General features: G+C 66.4%; 19 protein-coding genes, 3 tRNA genes and 1 rRNA gene. 17 read left to right on the top strand and 6 right to left on the bottom strand.

Features of this window, described 5'->3' with window-relative positions:
• Nucleotides 1-3: 3 nt before the first annotated feature.
• The 4 genes from rrf to CJ014_RS15115 all read left to right on the top strand — a co-directional run bounded on the left by rrf (nt 4) and on the right by CJ014_RS15115 (nt 3,001).
• Nucleotides 4-119, top strand: a 5S ribosomal RNA gene (gene rrf / locus CJ014_RS15100).
• 404 nt (nt 120-523) lie between these two features.
• Nucleotides 524-715 (top strand): CsbD family protein, encoded by a 192-nt coding sequence (locus tag CJ014_RS15105; protein WP_100081322.1) that lies wholly within the window; start codon nt 524-526, stop codon nt 713-715.
• A 117-nt stretch (nt 716-832) separates the two neighbouring features.
• On the top strand, nt 833-2,314 hold the full coding sequence (amyA, locus tag CJ014_RS15110; RefSeq protein WP_100081323.1) for an alpha-amylase: 1,482 nt from the start codon (nt 833-835) through the stop codon (nt 2,312-2,314).
• A gap of 186 nt (nt 2,315-2,500) precedes the next feature.
• On the top strand, nt 2,501-3,001 hold the full coding sequence (locus CJ014_RS15115; protein WP_245427369.1) for a TspO/MBR family protein: 501 nt from the start codon (nt 2,501-2,503) through the stop codon (nt 2,999-3,001).
• 117 nt (nt 3,002-3,118) lie between these two features.
• Here CJ014_RS15115 and CJ014_RS15120 read toward each other — a convergent pair.
• Nucleotides 3,119-3,193 (bottom strand) — tRNA-Gly (locus tag CJ014_RS15120).
• Nucleotides 3,194-3,428: 235 nt separating this feature from the next.
• Here CJ014_RS15120 and CJ014_RS15125 point away from each other — a divergent pair.
• The 4 genes from CJ014_RS15125 (at nt 3,429) to CJ014_RS15140 (ending at nt 5,881) form a co-directional block, all read left to right on the top strand.
• A complete protein-coding gene (locus CJ014_RS15125; RefSeq protein WP_100081325.1) occupies nt 3,429-3,932 on the top strand; it encodes a prolyl-tRNA synthetase associated domain-containing protein in 504 nt (167 codons plus the stop codon).
• A gap of 103 nt (nt 3,933-4,035) precedes the next feature.
• Complete coding sequence (gene trxA / locus CJ014_RS15130) at nt 4,036-4,971, top strand: thioredoxin (protein ID WP_100081326.1); 936 nt, start codon at nt 4,036-4,038, stop codon at nt 4,969-4,971.
• Between the two features lie 18 nt (nt 4,972-4,989).
• A complete protein-coding gene (locus tag CJ014_RS15135) occupies nt 4,990-5,664 on the top strand; it encodes an LON peptidase substrate-binding domain-containing protein (protein ID WP_100081327.1) in 675 nt (224 codons plus the stop codon).
• A gap of 10 nt (nt 5,665-5,674) precedes the next feature.
• Nucleotides 5,675-5,881 carry a Trm112 family protein gene (locus CJ014_RS15140; protein WP_100081328.1) on the top strand — a complete coding sequence of 69 codons (207 nt, stop codon included), beginning with the start codon at nt 5,675-5,677 and terminating at the stop codon, nt 5,879-5,881.
• 21 nt (nt 5,882-5,902) lie between these two features.
• Here CJ014_RS15140 and CJ014_RS15145 read toward each other — a convergent pair whose 3' ends face one another.
• Nucleotides 5,903-6,226, bottom strand: coding sequence for a DUF167 family protein (locus tag CJ014_RS15145; RefSeq protein ID WP_100081329.1), 324 nt, complete (start codon nt 6,224-6,226; stop codon nt 5,903-5,905).
• Between the two features lie 3 nt (nt 6,227-6,229).
• The gene (locus tag CJ014_RS15150) at nt 6,230-6,520 is read right to left on the bottom strand and encodes a YggT family protein (protein WP_100081330.1); all 291 of its coding nucleotides are present in this window, start codon (nt 6,518-6,520) and stop codon (nt 6,230-6,232) included.
• 345 nt (nt 6,521-6,865) lie between these two features.
• Between CJ014_RS15150 and CJ014_RS15155 the strand changes: the two genes are divergently transcribed.
• The 6 genes from CJ014_RS15155 (at nt 6,866) to CJ014_RS15180 (ending at nt 14,513) form a co-directional block, all read left to right on the top strand.
• A tRNA-Ala gene (locus tag CJ014_RS15155) sits at nt 6,866-6,941 on the top strand.
• Nucleotides 6,942-7,384: 443 nt separating this feature from the next.
• The gene (locus tag CJ014_RS15160; RefSeq protein ID WP_100081331.1) at nt 7,385-8,446 is read left to right on the top strand and encodes an NAD(P)-dependent alcohol dehydrogenase; all 1,062 of its coding nucleotides are present in this window, start codon (nt 7,385-7,387) and stop codon (nt 8,444-8,446) included.
• Nucleotides 8,447-8,941: 495 nt separating this feature from the next.
• Complete coding sequence (locus tag CJ014_RS15165) at nt 8,942-10,816, top strand: cation:proton antiporter domain-containing protein (protein ID WP_100081332.1); 1,875 nt, start codon at nt 8,942-8,944, stop codon at nt 10,814-10,816.
• Nucleotides 10,813-11,214: a hypothetical protein gene (locus CJ014_RS15170; RefSeq protein ID WP_100081333.1), complete on the top strand. Its 402-nt coding sequence runs from the start codon at nt 10,813-10,815 to the stop codon at nt 11,212-11,214. The genes CJ014_RS15165 and CJ014_RS15170 overlap by 4 nt, the downstream gene beginning before the upstream one ends.
• A 77-nt stretch (nt 11,215-11,291) precedes the next feature.
• The gene (secD, locus tag CJ014_RS15175) at nt 11,292-13,826 is read left to right on the top strand and encodes a protein translocase subunit SecD (RefSeq protein ID WP_100081334.1); all 2,535 of its coding nucleotides are present in this window, start codon (nt 11,292-11,294) and stop codon (nt 13,824-13,826) included.
• 183 nt (nt 13,827-14,009) lie between these two features.
• Nucleotides 14,010-14,513 (top strand): rubrerythrin family protein, encoded by a 504-nt coding sequence (locus CJ014_RS15180; RefSeq protein ID WP_100081335.1) that lies wholly within the window; start codon nt 14,010-14,012, stop codon nt 14,511-14,513.
• A gap of 134 nt (nt 14,514-14,647) precedes the next feature.
• Here the strand turns inward: CJ014_RS15180 and CJ014_RS27370 are convergent, their stop codons facing one another.
• A complete protein-coding gene (locus CJ014_RS27370) occupies nt 14,648-14,974 on the bottom strand; it encodes a helix-turn-helix domain-containing protein (protein ID WP_118847927.1) in 327 nt (108 codons plus the stop codon).
• A 125-nt stretch (nt 14,975-15,099) separates the two neighbouring features.
• Here CJ014_RS27370 and CJ014_RS15190 point away from each other — a divergent pair, with 125 nt between their 5' ends.
• From CJ014_RS15190 to CJ014_RS15200, 3 genes are all read left to right on the top strand, one after another.
• On the top strand, nt 15,100-15,414 hold the full coding sequence (locus tag CJ014_RS15190) for a hypothetical protein (RefSeq protein ID WP_100081336.1): 315 nt from the start codon (nt 15,100-15,102) through the stop codon (nt 15,412-15,414).
• Between the two features lie 94 nt (nt 15,415-15,508).
• Nucleotides 15,509-15,820, top strand: coding sequence for a type II toxin-antitoxin system RelE/ParE family toxin (locus CJ014_RS15195; RefSeq protein ID WP_245427370.1), 312 nt, complete (start codon nt 15,509-15,511; stop codon nt 15,818-15,820).
• Nucleotides 15,817-16,098: a helix-turn-helix domain-containing protein gene (locus CJ014_RS15200; RefSeq protein WP_100081338.1), complete on the top strand. Its 282-nt coding sequence runs from the start codon at nt 15,817-15,819 to the stop codon at nt 16,096-16,098. The genes CJ014_RS15195 and CJ014_RS15200 overlap by 4 nt, the downstream gene beginning before the upstream one ends.
• A gap of 67 nt (nt 16,099-16,165) precedes the next feature.
• Here the strand turns inward: CJ014_RS15200 and CJ014_RS15205 are convergent.
• Nucleotides 16,166-16,241: transfer RNA gene (locus tag CJ014_RS15205), tRNA-Thr, on the bottom strand.
• A 101-nt stretch (nt 16,242-16,342) separates the two neighbouring features.
• Nucleotides 16,343-18,013, bottom strand: a complete 1,671-nt coding sequence (locus tag CJ014_RS15210; protein ID WP_100081339.1) for a heme biosynthesis protein HemY — start codon at nt 18,011-18,013, stop codon at nt 16,343-16,345.
• Between the last annotated feature and the right edge of the window lie 25 nt (nt 18,014-18,038).

Here is an 18,038-nt window from a genome sequence, read left to right on the forward strand (position 1 = left end):
CGGCCTGGTGGTCATGGCGGGGAGAAATGCACCCGATCCCATCCCGAACTCGGCCGTGAAACTCCCCAGCGCCAATGGTACTCCGTCTCAAGACGCGGGAGAGTAGGTCGCCGCCAGGCCTGCAAAGGACAAGACACTAAACACAAAGATCAAACCAAACCACATCACACGACAAACCTCTTCGCAAAACACACAACACAACACACAAAAGCCCTCCGAGAGTAATCTCAGAGGGCTTTGTCGTATCCGCACCACAAACAAAACACAGAAAACGAGCAAATGCCTCCCTTGCCGAACGCCGTGGCTCGGGGACACACCCACCCATAACCGCCACGCGCCAAGTCCGCAGGAGCGCCGCCGCCGAACGTGGAGGACCCCAAGGGACGAATATAAAACGCCCCGGACCGCGAAACGCGTCGTGGGCGGGCCATTAAGCGTTTTCACGGAACCAGCCGGCATATCCGGCGTTTCATTATCGGTTCCCCGAACCGAGACTTCTCATGAGACGTGAAGGGAGACTGCTATGGGTTCCACCACCGACAAGATCAAGGGCTACACCAACGAAGCCGTTGGCAAGGTCAAGCGGGCCGCCGGCAAGGCGCTCGACGATCCGGATCTGGAGGTCGAGGGCGACATCCAGGAAGCCAAGGGCGACGCCCAGAAAGCCGTTGGCAAGGGCAAGGAAGCCCTGAAGGACACCATCGACAAGCTGTGAGCGGCAACGCTCCGACGTCCGATAACGCTGTCGGTCCCCCGCGGACCGGCGGCGTCTTTTGTTGACTTCAGGCTGCGCGCGGCGCAGCGGCTGCTCTCCCCTTGCTCAGAGGAACAAATGGCCCAGAGAACGTTGCTGCAGGCATTCCACTGGTACTATCCCGGCGAAGGGCGTCTCTGGCCGGACATCGAGGAAAAGGCGGCCTCCCTGGCCGAAATGGGCATCACCGACGTCTGGCTGCCGCCGGCCTACAAGGGCAGCGCGGGCGGCCACTCGGTCGGCTACGATGTCTACGACCTGTTCGATCTCGGCGAATTCGATCAGAAGGGCAGCGTTCCCACCAAATACGGCGACCGGGCCGCGCTGGAGCGTGCCGTTCACGCCCTGGAAGCCAAGGGAATCGGCGTCATCTACGATGTCGTGTTCAACCACAAGATGGGCGCCGACGAGACGGAGCGGGTGCGCGTGCACCGGGTCGACCCGGACAATCGCGAGAATATCGATCCCGAGACCTTCGAAGCCACCGCCCATACGCGCTTCACCTTTCCCGGCCGGCAGGGGCGATACTCGGAGTTCATCTGGGACGCGAAATGCTTTTCCGGCGTCGATCACATCGAGGATCCCAACGAGGAGGGCGTCTTCAAGCTGGTCAACGACTATGATGACGGCTGGAGCGTCGAAGTCGATGCGGAATTCGGCAACTTCGATTACCTGATGGGTTCGGACATCGAATTCCGCAACAAGGCCGTCTACGAGGAGCTGAAGCACTGGGGGCGCTGGCTGATGGGCGAACTGCCCTGCGCCGGCTTCCGTCTCGATGCCGTCAAGCACATTCCCGCCTGGTTCTTTCGCGACTGGATCGGGCATATGCGGGAGAATGCCGGCAAGGACCTGTTCGTCGTTGCCGAATACTGGCATCCGGAGCTCGACGCGCTTCGAAACTATCTCGACCTCGTCGATCGCCAGCTGATGCTGTTCGACGTGGCGCTGCACTACAATTTCCACGACGCCTCGAAAGGCGGCGCCGGCTACGACCTCCGCAAGCTGTTCGACGGCACGCTGGTCGGCGCCATGCCGGAGCACGCGGTGACGCTGGTCGCCAATCACGATACCCAGCCGCTGCAGTCGCTGGAGGCGCCCGTCGAGCCGTGGTTCAAGCCGCTGGCCTACGCGCTTATTCTGCTCAGGGAGCAGGGCGTTCCTTGCGTCTTCCATCCCGACCTCTATGGGGCGAGCTATACCGACAAGGGCGGCGACGGCGAGGATCATCATATCGACATGCCGGCGATCGACAGCCTGCCGCGGCTGATCGAAGCGCGGCAGCGGTTTGCCAACGGCCCGCAGACCGACATTTTCGACGAGCCGACCTGCATCGCCTTTGTCCGTCACGGCACGTCCGAGGCGCCGGGCTGCGTGGTGGTGATGACCAACGCCGACGAGACCGCCAAGATCGTCGACCTGGGTCCCGAGGTGGGAGGCATTGCCTTCCGCGATTTTCTCGGCCACCGGGACGACAAGGTCGTCACCGACGAGGCGGGACGCGCCAGCTTCCCCGTGAACGGCGGCAGCGTCAGCGTCTGGGTCCGCGCGGACGCCTAGGGTATTTCCGGCGAAACAGGTTCGCCGGAAATACCCTATCTCTTTGATTAGACGCAATTTCGGACGCAAACCGGTTCCCGTTTTTGCGGAAATTGCCCTGGAGCGGCGGGCGCTTGGATACATCTGCGCTCGTCTTTGGATCGTCTCGGTCCGATGTGCCCACAGGCGTGATCGGAGGAATGCCAGTTGACCGTTCAGCCGCTTTCACTACGTCCCGCCATGGGGAAGATCGCCGCGGCGCTCGCCGCTGTGGCGCCGGTGGTCGCCGCCGCCGCCGTCGGCAACTTCGCCACGCTGCCCAACATAACGCCATGGTATGAAAGCCTGGCCAAGCCGCCGTTCAATCCGCCCAACGCCGTGTTCGGACCGGTCTGGACACTGCTCTACATCCTGATGGCGGGGGCGTTCTTTCGAATTTTGCGAAGTCCCGAGGGCGCGGCGCGCCGATGGGCCATTATGCTGTTTCTGGTGCAGATCACGCTCAACGCCGCCTGGTCCGTGGCCTTCTTCGGCTCCCATTCGCCGGCGGCCGGCCTGGTTGTCATCCTGCTGCTCGATACGGCGATCGCCGCGACGATCCATGCCTTCCTGGCGGTCGACCGTATCGCCGGCGGCGCTCTGGTGCCCTATCTCGGCTGGGTCGCCTTCGCCACGCTGCTCAACGGATCGATCTGGTGGCTGAACTGATATCGTCCCGCCGGGGCGGCATGTCCCGGCACGAAAGCCGTCGTCCCCTGCCGCCCGAAAACAAAAAGGCCGCACGAAGGCGGCCGCTTTGCAAGTCCTTGACTTCTTTTCCGAAAATGGAGCGGGCGATGGGATTCGAACCCACGACCCTAACCTTGGCAAGGTTATGCTCTACCCCTGAGCTACACCCGCGCTCCGCTTTTCAGCGCGCTCCGTCGCCGGAGCGAGGCGGTATATCGCCCAAGTCGGCGGCGAATGCAACAGGCTTTTTCGACTTTTTTCGCGGCCCGCGGCTTTTTGCCGGGAAAAGGGCGTGCCGCCCTCGCCAAGGCCCGGATTTCTCAATGTTTTCGGCTTGCGCGATCCGGCGGTTCCCTGAAATATCGGCCTGTTCCAGGGCGCATGCCCGCCGTCCACGAGGTTTGCCATGGCCGCGACGCGCGCCGATCTCTTCGCCTTTCTCGACCGTCTCGCTATCGCCCATCGGACGATCGAGCACCCGCCGCTGCCGACCGTCGAGGCGGCAATGGCCGTCTGGGGCGGCATGACCGGCGGCTTTGCCAAGAACCTGTTCGTCAAGGACAAGAAGAGCCGGCTTTTCCTGATCACGCTGCGCAAGGACGCGGCGCTCGACCTCAAGCACGTGCAGGCGGCGATCGGCGCTTCGGGACGGGTGTCGTTCTGCGCGGCCGATCAACTGATGGAACATCTCGGCATCCTGCCCGGTTCGGTGACGCCGTTCGGCGTGCTCAACGATACCGCCGGCGCGGTGACCGTGGTGCTGGAGAAGGCGCTGCTGGAGCTCGATCCGGTCCACGTGCATCCGCTCGAGAATACCGCCACGACGGCGGTGTCGGCCGATGGACTGATCGCCTTCCTGAGGGCGACCGGCCACGAGCCGCTGGTCGTCGACCTGCCGCTTCTCGCCTGAGGGGGCGGCTGTTAAACTTGCTTTCGCCGCCCTATATAGGGCGGACGAATTATCTTGCCGCCTCCTCCTCCGGGAGACCGGCACCCAGCAGTCGAGTGAGAAGATGAGCAGCCCGACCTTCACCTTTGGCAATGGCTTCGCCCCGCCCGGTGCCGCTCCGGCCCCGGCGGCCGACGACGTGATCGAGACGACCACCCGCGATTTCGTCCGCGACGTGCTCGACGCCTCGAAGGACAAGCCGGTGCTGGTCGACTTCTGGGCGGAATGGTGCGGCCCCTGCAAGCAGTTGACGCCGGTCCTCGAAAAGGTGGTGCGCGACGCCAAGGGCAAGGTGCGGCTCGTCAAGATGAACATCGACGAGCATCCCGAAGTGGCCGGCCAGCTCGGCATCCAGTCGATTCCGGCGGTGATCGCCTTCGTCAAGGGGCGCGCCGCCGACGGCTTCATGGGCGCCCAGCCGGAAAGCCAGGTGCGGCAGTTCATCGAGCGCGTCGCCGGCCCCATGGGGCCGACCGACCAGGAAAAGCTCCTTGCCGCCGGCCAGGAGGCGCTCGCCGCCGGCGACCCGCAGGCCGCCGCCGGCGCCTTCCTCGCCGTGCTCGACACGGAGCCCGAATCGCTCGTGGCGACCGCCGGCCTCGTCCGGGCGCTGACGGCGGCCGGCCAGCTCGAGGACGCGCGCACCGTGCTCGCCCGCGTGCCGGATCTGAAGGCGGGCGATCCGGCGATCGCCGGCGCCCGGGCCGAGCTCGAGCTGGCCGAACGGGCAGCCAGCGTCGGCGACACCGAGGCGCTCGCCGCCGCCGTTGCCGCCAACCCCGCCGACCATCAGGCCCGGTTCGAGCTGGCCGAGGCGCTGGCCGCCGGGGGCGACCGGCAGGCGGCCGTCGACCAGCTCGTCGAGATCGTCCGGCGCGAACGCGGCTGGAACGACGGGGCGGCGCGCAAGCAACTGGTCAAGTTCTTCGAAGCCTGGGGCATGACCGATCCGATGACGCTCTACGGGCGGCGCAAGCTGTCCTCGGTCCTGTTCTCCTGATCCCGCGAAAGGCACCCGATGCAAGTCGGCAACGCAAGCTATGTCGGTCCCGCCGATCTTCCCGGCGAACTGCCGCTCTTCCCGCTGAAGGGCGTGCTCCTGTTGCCGCGCGGCCTGCTGCCGCTCATCGTCTTCGAGCCGCGCTATCTCGCCATGGTGGACGCGGCCCTCGCCGGTGACCGGCTGATCGGCATCATCCAGCCGCGCTTCGACGTCGAGGACGGCATCGAGGAGGGGTCGGCGCCGCTCTGCGAGGTGGGCACCGTCGGCCGCATCACGGCGATCGCCGAAACCGGCGACGGCCGCTACCAGATGACGTTGACCGGCGTCTGCCGCTTCCGCCTGATGGGCGAGGAGCCGGCTGGCCTGCCCTATCGCGTCGGCCGGATCGCCTGCGATTTTCCCGTCGATTTCGAAACGCGGGTCGGCGAGGACGAGGTGGATCGCGCCGCCTTCCTGGCGGTATTCGAGGCTTATCTCGACGCCAACGAAATGGAGGCCGACTGGGATGCCGTGGAGAAGGCGTCGACCGAGGCGCTGATCAACACGCTGTCGATGATGAGCCCCTACGGGGCGGCGGAGAAGCAGGCGCTTTTGGAGGCGCCCGATCTGAAGACGCGGGCCGAGACGCTGATCGCCATCACCGAGATTACGCTGGCGCGCGCCGCCGACGCCCCGACCACGTTCAACTGAGGAAGTCGCCATGCAGGAGAGCGATGGTCGGCGCACCGGCGAGGTCGATCCCAAGCTCTTGGAAATCCTCGTCTGCCCGCTCACCAAGGCGACGCTGGAGTGGTATCCCGAGCGGCGCGAACTGGTATCGCGGCCGGCCCGCCTGGCCTATCCGGTGCGCGACGGCGTGCCGATCATGCTGCCCGACGAGGCGCGGGCGCTCGATCCCGACGAGTGAACGCGGCGGGAAAGTCCGGTGTCATGAGGGCAGGCCGCAGGCTGCCCTGAGGCGCGTCTCGGCCTCCGCGGAGGCGCCGGTCAGGCGGATGGTCTTGAGGCGCGCCGTCGAGCCGGACACCACCGCTGCCGACGATTTCGGCAGGCCGGCGGCGGCGGCCATCAGCGCCGCCACGGCGGCATTGGCCTTGCCGTCCTCCGGCACCGCCTTCACGCGCGCCGCCACAACCGAACGACCGTCCGACAACGCCTTCATGCCGTCGATGCGGTCGGCGCCGCCGCGCGGCGTCAGGCGCACCTCGACGAGGAGGTCGGCGCCATCGCGCCGGATCGGAGCGTCGGCCATCGATCAGAAGACGTAAGGGTAGACGTAGCGGATGATGATCTGCTCCAGCAGAATAATCCCGAACCACAGCACCAGGAAGGACAGGTCGAGGCCGCCGGTGTTGGGCATGAAGCGCCGGATGGGGCGAAGCAGCGGCTCGGTCATGGTGTAGAGGAAGGAGGCTATGGCCGAAACCACCTGGTTGCGCAGGTTGACGACGTTGAAGGCAACGAGCCAGGACATGATCGCCGAGGCGATCAGGATGTACATGTAGAGATTGAGCACCTGGAGGAGAACGTAGAGGACGGCCTGCATGAATGGGTCTTTCGCGTCACGAGTTTTTCGAGATGTAGCCATGGCGTGAAGAGGCCGCAAGGCTGCTGTGTGCTGCCGCGGCCCGCCAATCGCCGGCCTTGGTAAAGACAGGTGGCTGCCGCGAGCCTGAAAGGGAAGCTGGCGCCGGCGATCGATCGACGGGCGCGGCGTTCGAGGCCGGCTTGTTCGGCAATCGGACCATGGCCGGTTTCCCGCCTTTCGGCGCCTCTCGTCCCCGGCGTGCTTTCGCGGCGAGGAACCCGCGAAAGGCTTGACAGCCTCGGTGCCTCCCCCTAAAAGCGGCTCACCCGACGCCGGGTCCGCGGCCGAAAAGCCGTGCCGGATGGGGCTGTAGCTCAGATGGGAGAGCGCTGCAATCGCACTGCAGAGGTCAGGGGTTCGATTCCCCTCAGCTCCACCAATGCCTTCGGAATCAACGAGTTAACCGAAAATCTCTCCGGTGGGACAAATCGGTGAGACAAACCCGTGTTCAATCCGACCTATCTCCAGCGTTCAAGGCATGGCGGTTCCGGTTCGGCCGGACAGCCAGCGGTATGGCCTGTCAGCGTCCGACACAGGAGACGGAGCCGTGTGACGTACGGCTCCGGAGCGGCGCGGCCGTCTTTCCAATCAACCTGGCGCTGAGAGTGGAGATGCGAGAATAGGTAACATTGTCATTAGTATTTTATGCTATATACCGTAACATGTACCTAAATCGATTTCTAATCAATTATACTCCACTTTTCTTCCCGCCAGACGGGAGAAAGAAAATTTCAAGCGATTACATAGGTATAAGCCGCGATTGCCGGGCTCTCGCTTATCTCTAGTATCTTGTTGTCATATTTTGATTGCGAGGAGAACGTCATGCGCGGCTTTGCCATGTTGGGGATCGGCCGAACGGGGTGGATCGAGAAGGAGACGCCCAAGTGCGGACCGATGGATGCAATCTGTCGTCCCATTGCGCTGGCGCCTTGCACGTCGGATACGCATACCGTCTGGGAAGGGGCGCTGGGCGACCGCCACAATCTCATCCTCGGCCATGAAGCCGTCGGCGAGGTCGTCGAGGTCGGCTCGCTCGTCAAGAGCTTCAAGCCGGGAGACAAGGTGCTGGTTCCGGCGATCACGCCCGACTGGAACTCCCTCGAGGCACAGGCGGGGTATTCGATGCACTCCGGCGGCATGCTCGGGGGCTGGAAGTTTTCCAACAGCAAGGACGGCGTGTTCGCCGAGTTCTTCCACGTCAACGATCCCGACGGCAATCTCGCCCATCTTCCCGAAGGCATCGATCCGGCGGTCGGAACCCTGCTGTCCGACATGATGCCGACAGGCTTCCACGGCGTCGAACTCGCCGACATGAAGTTCGGCGACAGCGTCGCGGTCATCGGCATCGGTCCCGTCGGCCTGATGAGCGTCGCGGCGGCGGCCATCGGCGGCGCGTCGCGCATCTTCGCCGTCGGTTCGCGCCAGCGGACCATGGACATCGCCAAGGAATACGGCGCCACCGACTTCATCAATTACCATGACGGAGACATCGGCGAGCAGATCCTCGAGAAGACCGCCGGCAAGGGCGTCGACAAGGTCATTGTCGCCGGCGGCGACGTCGATTCCTTCGTTCCGGCGACCAACATGATGAAGCCGGGCGGCACCATCGGCAACGTCAACTATCTCGGCTCCGGCGACTACATCAAGCTGCCGCGCTCCGGCTGCGGTTGCGGCATGGGCCACAAGAACTTCCGTGGCGGACTGATGCCCGGCGGCCGTCTCAGGATGGAGAAGCTGGCCGCTCTGATCACCTCCGGCCGCATCGATCCCAGCAAGCTGATCACCCACCGCTACGAGGGACTGGAGCACGCCGAAACCGCGTTGATGCTGATGAAGGACAAGCCGGCCGACCTGATAAAGCCGGTCGTCACCATCAACTGGTAACGCCAGGCCGACGCATTGTGCGCCGGAACAGCCATGACAAGCTTTCTAGCCCCCGGTCCGGCACCGGGGGCTTTTCTTGATCCGGAGCACCTGCCGGTCAGGCTGAAGCAGCCCGGATCGAAAGGCATCTGTTAATCAATTGAATCTGGATCATTCGCCTGGCGACCGGTCATTTCGATCCGATCGGCGAATGCACCGGGGTATTATCCGGAGCGCCGGTCCATGATCCGCTCTCTCTTATTGGAGCAGTGCATTTTCTTTACACGAATCGGTGCCCGCTTCGCTTGGAAATGCTCCCTGCTGCTTTCCGCGCCCATCCGGCGGCGTCACGGAACCCGGCCGATGTTGTGCCGGGGAGGGAAAGTAAAAGCTTTCCGGCGGCCGTTCGTACTTGATCCGTCATGGAAATCGTCCATATTATTCCGGGGTCTATCGACCTGGCCTGCCCGAGAGGTGAGTCATTCCCTGAAAATTCAGCCCTAACGGAGGCCCTTCATGCCGCACGACACGTCCCTCATTTCGACGATTGTCGGCGGCTTGGTTCTAGCCTTCGTATTCGGCGCCATCGCCAACCGCTTCCGCCTGCCGCCGCTCGTCGGCTATCTCGTCGCCGGCATGCTGGTCGGGCCGCATACGCCGGGTTTCGTCGCCGATCAGGAACTGGCGCCGCAGCTCGCCGAGCTCGGCGTCATCCTGCTGATGTTCGGCGTCGGCCTGCATTTCGCGCTGAAGGACCTCTTGTCGGTCCGATTCATCGCCGTACCCGGCGCCATCGGCCAGATCGCCATCGCCACGCTGCTCGGCTGGGGGCTCGGCCACAGCATGGGCTGGTCGACCGGCGGCAGCCTGATATTCGGCATTGCCCTTTCCGTCGCCTCGACGGTGGTGCTCCTGAAGGCGCTGCAGGAGCGGCGTCTGGTCGACAGCGAGCGCGGCCGGATAGCCATCGGCTGGCTGATCGTCGAAGACCTGGCCATGGTGCTGGTGCTGGTGCTGATCCCGGCGGCCGCCAGCGTGTCGGAAGGCGGCGTCAGCGCCTATTCCGATCCGCTCGCCGCCGTGGCCAGCCGACTGGTCGGCATCGATCTCGGCGTCGGCGGCATCGTGGCGGCAACGCTGATCAAGGTGGCGATCTTCGTCGCGTTGATGCTGGTGGTCGGCCGGCGGCTGATCCCGGCCATCCTGCACCGCATCGCCCATACCGGCTCGCGCGAGCTGTTCCGGCTGGGCGTGCTGGCCATCGCGCTCGGCGTCGCCTTCGGCGCGGCGGAGCTGTTCGGCGCCTCGCTCGCCCTCGGCGCCTTCTTCGCCGGCATGGTGCTGTCCGAAAGCGAGCTCAGCCACCGGGCCGCCCAGGAGAGCCTGCCGCTCCGCGATGCCTTCTCGGTGCTGTTCTTCGTTTCGGTCGGCATGCTGTTCGACCCGAACATCCTCCTCAACGAGCCTTTCATTCTTCTGGCCACGCTGGCCATCATCCTCGTCGGCAAGACGGTGGGCGCCTTCCTGATCGTGGTGGCCTTCCGTCGACCGGTGAAGACGGCGCTGACCATCTCGGCGAGCCTTGCCCAGATCGGCGAATTCTCGTTCATCCTGGCGGAAATGGGCGTCGGCCTTGGTTTCCTGCCGGAAGAGGGGCGCGATCTCATCCTGGCCGGCGCGCTGATCTCCATCATCCTCAACCCGCTGATGTTCAACCTTTCCGACCGGTTGCGGCCCTCCCTCGAGGCCTGGCTGCAGCCGCGGCTCGAGCAGCCGGTGCCGGCCGCCGAGGCGGCGCCTGCGGCGGCGGCCGAGGTCGAAACGCCGCCTCCCGCCGCCGGCGATGACGAGAGCGACGAGGATGCGGAGCCGACCAAGCTCGCCGGCCATCTCGTGGTGATCGGCTACGGCCGGGTCGGCAGCGTCGTCGCCGACGACCTCGTCGTCCGCGATATACCCCTGCTGGTGATCGAGGATGCCGAGGACCGCGTGCGCCGGCTGCGCGACAGGAGCATCGAGACCATCGTCGGCAACGCCGCCGGCGGTCAAGTGCTGGCGCTCGCCGGCCTCGAGCGGGCTAAGGCGCTGCTGGTGGCCATTCCCAACGGCTTCGAGGCGGGGCAGGCCATCGAGCAGGCGCGCAAGATCAATCCCGACCTGCTCATCGTTGCCCGCGCCCATTCCGACGAAGAGGTGGAACACCTGTTGCGCCATGGCGCCAGCAAGGTGATCATGGGCGAGCGCGAGATTGCGCTCGGCATGCTGAAGATGCTGGACGATCAGGCGGCCGTACCGCCGGATACCGCTGCCGACGCGCCGGCTGCCGACGATGCGCCGTCGTCCGAGGCGACGGCGCTGACCGAGACGGAAGAAGGAAAGCCCGCCGCGTGACTTTCGAAGCTGCGCCAGTTGCCTTTTTCAAGCGCCGCATGACGGCGCCGAGGGCGGCTGTCGCGTTTCTGTCGGCGCTTCTGTTTGTTGTTGCCCTGCATCTCGGGCTTGGCGTCGGCGCCGGCTCGTCGGCGGCAACGACGCTCGGCGCCGCCGATCATGCCGTCCTCAGGCATCCGCTTGTCGTCCGCGACGGCATCAGGCCGGTGGTCGCCGCCGAACACGGCGACCGGACCTCGGCTCCGCCGCCGCCACAGCCGCCGGCGGCGCTCGCTTCCGTCGCCGCCGTTGCGGTGCGCGCCTGCGGTTTTTGCCGCCTGCGCCCCGGTACGGAGACCATCTCCGCCTATCGGCGCTCTGCCGGCCATCGGCCGCGCGCGCCGCCCATCGCCGCCTGATTCCCGAACCCGAAATCAGATCGCGACCGCCGGCCTCCCGATGAGGCGCGGCGATGTCGCCCGGCATGGACAAACCAATGAAGACTTCCCGCTGGCTGGTGGCGCTCTATTCGGCCATCATCGCCCTCGGCATCATCGTCACGCTTCCCAACGTGGTGCCGCAATCCGTCCTCGACCATTTTCCGTCCTGGCTGCCGCGCGACCGGGTGTCGCTCGGCCTCGACCTCAGGGGCGGCTCGCATCTGGTGCTGGAGGTGGACGCCGCCGATCTGGTGAAGGAACGGCTGCAAACGCTGACCCAGGATGCCCGCCGCGTGATGCGTGAGGCGAAGATCGGCACGACCTCGATCCGCCGGGCCGGCAATGCGGTGACGGTCAGCCTCGGCGATCCGGCGCTGACGGCGCGCGCCGCCGACGAGCTCGGCAAGCTTGCCTCGTCCGTCGGCAATCCCGGCCTCGGCATAGGCGCCAGCGATCTCGACATCCGCCAGGGCAGCGGCACGGTGACGCTCGCCCTCACCGAGGCCGGCCTCACCGACCGTACGACGGCGGCCGTCGAGCAGAGCCTCGAAATCATCCGCCAGCGCATCGACCAGGTGGGCGTCGCCGAGCCGACCATCCAGCGGGTGGGCAGCGACCGCATCCTGGTGCAGCTCCCCGGCGTGCAGGATCCGGCGCGCATCCGCGAGCTGCTCGGCTCGACGGCCAAGATGAGCTTCCATCTGCTGTCCGACACGGCGACGGCCGATTTCGTGCCGACCGGCGTCAGCATGCTCCGCGACGACGAGGGCCGGACCTATCCGGTCGAGGACCGGGTCGAACTGTCCGGTGACCGCCTCACCGACGCACGGGTCGGCTTCGACCAGACCACCAACGAGCCGATCGTCTCCTTCCGCTTCGATTCGGCCGGCGCCGCGCGCTTCGCCGACATCACCCGCGCCAACGTCGGCCGGCCCTTCGCCATTGTGCTCGACGACAAGGTGCTGAGCGCGCCGGTGATCCGCGAGCCGATCACCGCCGGCTCCGGCCAGATCTCCGGCAGCTTCTCGGTGCAGAGCGCCACCGACCTTGCCGCCATGCTGAGGGCCGGCGCGCTGCCGGCCAAGCTGACGGTCATCGAGGAACGCACCGTCGGCGCCGATCTCGGCGCCGACGCCATCGAGATGGGCGTGGTCACCGGCTTCATCGGCTTTGCGCTGGTGTTCGGCTTCATGCTGCTGCTCTACGGGCCCTGGGGCCTGCTCGCCAACCTGGCGCTGGCGCTCAACGTCATCCTCACCTTCGCCGGCCTGACGCTGCTCGGCGCCACGCTGACGCTGCCGGGCATCGCCGGCATCGTGCTCGGCATCGGCCTCGCCGTCGACGCCAACGTGCTGATCAACGAGCGCATCCGCGAGGAGTCGCGCAAGGGCATGAGCGCCATCGCCGCGCTCGATGCCGGCTTCAAGCGCGCCTATTCGACCATCGTCGACGGCAACGTCACGGCGCTGATCGCCTCGGTGCTGCTGTTCTGGTTCGGCTCCGGGCCGGTGCGCGGCTTTGCCGTCACCATGGGCCTCGGCATCGCCATCTCGATGTTCACCGCCGTGTCGGTGGTGCGCGTGCTGATGCTGGCGATCGTCCGGCGCAGGAAGCTCAAGAAGATGAACATCCGGCCGCTGCTGCCGATCAAGCTGATCCCCGACGGCACGGCCATTCCGTTCATGCGGGCGCGCTTCTTCGGCATCGGCTTCTCGGCCTTCCTGTCGCTCGCCTCGATCGGCCTGTTCATCTACCCCGGCCTCAACTACGGCGTCGACTTCCGCGGCGGCATCCAGTTGCAGGTGGAAACGGCGGGACCGGCCGACCTCGCGGCCTTCCGTTCCGGCCTCGATGGCCTGGGGCTCGGCGAGGTGGCGCTGCAGGCCTTCGGCGACGACAACCACCTGCTGGTCCGCGTCGAGCGGCAGGAGGGCGGCGAGGAGGCGCAGACGGCGGCCGTCGAGCGCCTCAGGCAGGAGGTGACGCAGATCGACGCCTCGGCGAAAGTGCTGGGCACCGAGGTGGTCGGCCCCAAGGTGTCGGGCGAACTCGCCACGGCCGGCGTGCTCGCGGTGATCTTCGCCAGCCTCGCCATGCTGGTCTACATCTGGGTGCGCTTCGAGTGGCCTTTCGCGGTGGGCGCCATCGCCACGCTGGTGCTCGACGTCACCAAGACCGTCGGCTTCTTCGCGCTGACCGGGCTCGACTTCAACCTGACGGCCATCGCCGCCCTGCTCACGCTGGTCGGCTACTCGGTCAACGACAAGGTGGTGGTCTACGACCGCATGCGCGAGAACATGCGCCTTTACAAGCAGATGCCGCTGCGCGAGCTGATCGACAAGTCGATCAACGAGACGCTGGCGCGCAGCCTCTACACCTCGGTCACCGCCTTCCTGTCGCTGCTGCCGATGGCGGTCTGGGGCGGCAGCGCGGTGGAAAGCTTCGCCGTGCCGATGATCTTCGGCATCGTCATCGCCGCGTCGTCGTCGGTGTTCATCGCCGCGCCGATCCTGCTGTTCCTTGGCGACTGGCGGACACGGCGGCGGCACGACCAGGCAAAACCGACCGCCGCCGCGCCCTCCGGGGCCTGACGGAAAGGGGGGGGGAGCCGGGCGGTCGGTCCCGGCTTCCTCTCTCCTTAGAAAAAATCTGAAGTTGGTAGGTCGTTTCACGGGGTTGTCCCGATGCCGGATCCATGGTCGCCGGGCTAGTCTTGGGAGGTTAGGGGACCCGCGACGTCCCCTTCCTCGCTCAATCAAAAAAAGGCAAGCACCATGCCCACCACCACGGACAACCTCAAGGAAGCCTTCGCCGGCGAAAGCCAGGCCAACCGCAAGTATCTCGCCTATGCCGACGCCGCCGTCCGGGAAGGCAAGCCGGGCGTCGCCAAGCTGTTCCGCGCCGTCGCCGCCGCCGAGACCATCCATGCCCACGCCCATCTCCGGGCGCTCGGCGCCATCAAGGGCACGCTCGACAACCTCACCGACGCCATGGACGGCGAGAGCCACGAGTTCACCTCGATGTATCCGCCGATGATCGCAACGGCCAAGGCCGAGGGCCACAAGCGCGCCATCCGCTCGATGACCGAGGCGATGGAAGTCGAGAAGATCCACTACGGCCTGTTCGGCGAGGCGCTCGAAGCGGTGAAGGCCGGCAGCGATCTCGGCAACGTGGTCATCCGCATCTGTCCGAACTGCGGCCATACGGTGATCGGCGACGCGCCGGAGGCCTGCCCGGTCTGCGCCTGCGCCGGCGAGCACTACAAGATCATCGAGTAAGCACGCGTGACGGTCGCCTCGGAGCCTCCCGACCTACCCGGGATGTTCCGGGGTGCCGGACCGGATTTTCATTGGCGGTCGCGCGACCGCCGGCAAGGCGGCGACGGCCGTCGTTGCCCCGTCCCGGCCGACCCTTACCCCAGGAAAGCCTTCAGCATCTTGCCGGCGCGTGCCAACTGGTCCTCGTTCATCCGCGACAGGGTGGCATGGATTTCGTTGAGCAATCGCGCCCGTTCGCCCGTGCCGGGAAGCGCGCCGGCGCCGAACAGGACGGACGCCGGCACGCCCAGCGCCGCCGCAATCTTCTCGGCCGTCTCGAACAGCGGCGCGGCCTTGCCCCGCTCGATCTTGCCGATGGTTTCCTGAGACACGCCGACCAATTCGGCAAGTCGCTCAAGCGTCCAGCCTTTTGCCTTGCGGTGATGGCGCACGTTCGCGCCGAAGAGAAGTTGCAGTTCCATGCGTCCGCCTTGGACCGGAAGGGGGACGGCAAGCAGATTTCCAAATCCATAGATGAGAACTATGGATTCTCAAAAATAAGAACTATAAGTTCCTTAATCGAAAATCTGGTCTCTCTAGTTCTGATATGTCGAACGCACTGCTGTTGGATGCCGCCTGCTGGGTGCTGCTGATATTTTGCGGCAGCGTGGCGCTCATTTTTGCCGGCCTAATCCTGTGGGCCGTCTGGATGAATATCATCCGGCCGGCGCTGACCCCTGCCGCCGTGATCGACCGGTTGGCCGACGACATCATCGCCAGCTATCCGGATCCGGAGCAGGAAGCCCAGGCGCGGCTCGAGCGCGCGCGCTCCGGCAGCGACGGCGCGGAGCAGGTCTATTGGTATCGCGTGCGGAGGGTAGTCAGGCGGCGACTGCACAAGAGCGCCGGTCGGCGCTGTTGAAGGGCGCAGCCGGGAAGCTGTTGACCCCACCATGACGAAAAGCTGCCTTGAAGGATTATAGCGAATTCGCTATATAGCGGAAATGCGATGGGTAGTGGAGACGCATCCCGAGGCGGACAACGAGATCGAGGCGCTGCCGCCCAGCCTTCAGGCGCGGCTGATCCGCCTCATGGAGGCCGTCGAGAATGTAGGGCTTGAGCACCTGCACGAGCCGCACGTCAAGCAACTCGACGGCAAGCTGTGGGAATTGAGGGCCAAGGCAACCGAGGGCATTGCCCGCGGGATCTACGTCACGAAGACCGGCCGGCGGGTGATCGTGCTGCATGTCTTCGTGAAGAAGTCGCAGAAGATCCCGCCGGGCGCTTTGGACATAGCCCGCCGAAGGCTGACGGAGATTGAAGGATGACGAAGTTGGCAGACCTCAAGAAGCGGCTGATGGCTGCCCCGGAATTTCAGCGCGAATATGCCACGGCCGACGCTGAATTCACGGTAATCGAGGCTTTGATTCGCGCCCGGACCATGGCCAACCTGTCACAGGCCGAACTTGCCCGCAGGATCGGCACCACCCAGAGCGCCATCGCCCGGCTGGAAGGCGGCGGTGTGTCACCCTCGCTCTCGACCCTTCGCAAGTATGCCGAGGCGACCGGCACGAAGCTGGAAATCAATCTGGTGCAGGCCGGCTGAACGGTCGCGGAAGCTCTCCGGCGCCAAAGCGGGCCGGCACAAGCTGCGACGTTGAGCGAATGATTTATGGTGCCGCACGACGGATTCGAACCGCCGACCCCATCATTACGAATGACGTGCTCTACCAACTGAGCTAGTGCGGCGCCGGCGCGGGGGCGACCCCGCGGGACGGGGCGTTGATACCGGCATCGCTGGCTAATTTCAAGCACCGCTTCCGAAGAAAATGAAGCCGGCGGCGATCGTCTCAGGAGAACGGCGATTGCGGCTCCAGGCTGCGGGCAAGGCCCTTGCCGTTGGCCGGTCCCGGATCGTCGGGCGGCGGCGGCAGCACCGCCAGCGGATCGATCGTCGGACCGCTTGCCGCCAGCGGCGGCTCGTCCGCGGCCGCCGGCCTCACCGGCGCGGCGGCGATGACGGGAGCGGCGGGCGCCGCGGCTTTCGGCGGCGTCTCGATCGCCTCCCGCTCGGGTTCGGCGGCCGGCTCCGGCGGCATGGCCTCCGGCTCGACTATGGATGGCGGCGGAGCCGACGGTTCTTCCGCCTGCGCGATGGTCAGCGCCTCCGGCGGGGCGGGCGGATGCGGCGTCGCCGCGATGACCGCGAGATCGTCGCCGTCGATCGCCTCGCCGGTCTCGCGCTCGGCGGGCACGCGCCATTCCACGGCGTCGAGCCGGCCGGACAGCGGCGAGAGCGGCTGCCAGGCGTCGAGCACCAGGCCGTCGGCGGTCCAGGCGGCATCGCGCGGCGCCCGCACGGCGCGGGCGAGCCACTCGCGGACGCGGCCGACGTCGCCGCTCTCGCTTTCCTCCAGTTCGGCCATCATCAGGCAGACCCGCTCGGTCGGCGCCTGCCGCAGCGCCTTGGCCAGCGCTTCCCGGGCCAGCGTGAATTCGCGGGCGTCGAGGGCGGCGCGGGCGACGGTGACGGCGCCTTCCGGATGGACGGGCTTCAGGTTCTCCAGCATGCGGGCCCGCTTCAGGCGGTCGCGCGCCGAATCGCCGGATCGCAGGTGAAGGTAGGCGGTGGCGAGGTCGGGATGCGGGGCGAGCTTCCAGGTCGTTTCCAGCACCTTGGCGGCCCGGCGCGTGTCGAGCTGACGGGCCAGCGTGCGGGCGGCGACGGTGGCGGCCGGCACGAAGTCCGGCGCGATCCTGTGCGCTTCGAGCGCGAAGGCGCGGGCCTTGTCCGGCTCGCCATCCTCGATTTCGAGGGCGCGCGCCGTGAGCAGGACCGCGCGCAGGCGGTTGGCGTCGCCCTTGCCGACCAGCCGGCCCGCGACATTCTGATCGAGCACGGAAAGCGCCTCGCCCCAGTTCCGGTCGGCGGAGAGGTAATCCATCATCGCGGCGCCGGCCCAGGGCAGGGCCGGGTTCTCCTTCTGCGCCTCGGCGGCGAACTGGCGGGCGGCGGCCGCCTCGCCGGCGCGCGTCGCCTCGATATAGAGGCCGCGCAGGCCGAGAAGCCGCGTCTCCGGCGCCTTCAGCATGCGCGTGAAGGCCTGCCGGGCGGCGTCGCTGCGGCCTTCGAGCTGGGCGGCCTGGGCGGCGAGCAGCAGCCCCAGCGGTTCGCCCTCGAGAAAACGGTTGGCCTCGGCGGCCTCGCGCTGGGCGAGACGGTAGTCGCCCGAACCGACGGCGATCATGCCGCGCGACAGCGCGCGGTAGCCGCGATCGCGGCGGCGGCCGGCAAAATAGTTGCGCAGGCCGCGCGGGGCGCGCCAGAGGCCGGAAACGAGCTTCCAGACGACGAGCAGGACAACGGCGAGGACCAGGAGCGCGACGACCACGACACGCAACGGCGGCGCCGCGGCGCCGCCCGGCCAACTGACCGACACGGCGACCGGCACGCCCCCCAGCCAATCGAAGGCGAGGACGGCGAGGAACAGCGCGGCGACCGACAGGAGAATGCGGATCATCTCGGAGCCTTTCCGAAGCGGGCGG

This window comes from Pleomorphomonas carboxyditropha (assembly GCF_002770725.1).
GTDB lineage: Bacteria > Pseudomonadota > Alphaproteobacteria > Rhizobiales > Pleomorphomonadaceae > Pleomorphomonas > Pleomorphomonas carboxyditropha.

What these genes read in the sequence shown, in the direction of transcription:
- CJ014_RS15105 (WP_100081322.1), top strand. Translation starts at nt 524, where the DNA reads ATGGGTTCCACCACCGACAAGATCAAGGGCTACACCAACGAAGCCGTT.
- amyA (WP_100081323.1), top strand. Translation starts at nt 833, where the DNA reads ATGGCCCAGAGAACGTTGCTGCAGGCATTCCACTGGTACTATCCCGGC.
- CJ014_RS15125 (WP_100081325.1), top strand. Translation starts at nt 3,429, where the DNA reads ATGGCCGCGACGCGCGCCGATCTCTTCGCCTTTCTCGACCGTCTCGCT.
- trxA (WP_100081326.1), top strand. Translation starts at nt 4,036, where the DNA reads ATGAGCAGCCCGACCTTCACCTTTGGCAATGGCTTCGCCCCGCCCGGT.
- CJ014_RS15135 (WP_100081327.1), top strand. Translation starts at nt 4,990, where the DNA reads ATGCAAGTCGGCAACGCAAGCTATGTCGGTCCCGCCGATCTTCCCGGC.
- CJ014_RS15140 (WP_100081328.1), top strand. Translation starts at nt 5,675, where the DNA reads ATGCAGGAGAGCGATGGTCGGCGCACCGGCGAGGTCGATCCCAAGCTC.
- CJ014_RS15145 (WP_100081329.1), bottom strand. Translation starts at nt 6,226, where the DNA reads ATGGCCGACGCTCCGATCCGGCGCGATGGCGCCGACCTCCTCGTCGAG.
- CJ014_RS15150 (WP_100081330.1), bottom strand. Translation starts at nt 6,520, where the DNA reads ATGCAGGCCGTCCTCTACGTTCTCCTCCAGGTGCTCAATCTCTACATG.
- CJ014_RS15160 (WP_100081331.1), top strand. Translation starts at nt 7,385, where the DNA reads ATGCGCGGCTTTGCCATGTTGGGGATCGGCCGAACGGGGTGGATCGAG.
- CJ014_RS15165 (WP_100081332.1), top strand. Translation starts at nt 8,942, where the DNA reads ATGCCGCACGACACGTCCCTCATTTCGACGATTGTCGGCGGCTTGGTT.
- secD (WP_100081334.1), top strand. Translation starts at nt 11,292, where the DNA reads ATGAAGACTTCCCGCTGGCTGGTGGCGCTCTATTCGGCCATCATCGCC.
- CJ014_RS15180 (WP_100081335.1), top strand. Translation starts at nt 14,010, where the DNA reads ATGCCCACCACCACGGACAACCTCAAGGAAGCCTTCGCCGGCGAAAGC.
- CJ014_RS27370 (WP_118847927.1), bottom strand. Translation starts at nt 14,974, where the DNA reads ATGGAACTGCAACTTCTCTTCGGCGCGAACGTGCGCCATCACCGCAAG.
- CJ014_RS15190 (WP_100081336.1), top strand. Translation starts at nt 15,100, where the DNA reads ATGTCGAACGCACTGCTGTTGGATGCCGCCTGCTGGGTGCTGCTGATA.
- CJ014_RS15200 (WP_100081338.1), top strand. Translation starts at nt 15,817, where the DNA reads ATGACGAAGTTGGCAGACCTCAAGAAGCGGCTGATGGCTGCCCCGGAA.
- CJ014_RS15210 (WP_100081339.1), bottom strand. Translation starts at nt 18,013, where the DNA reads ATGATCCGCATTCTCCTGTCGGTCGCCGCGCTGTTCCTCGCCGTCCTC.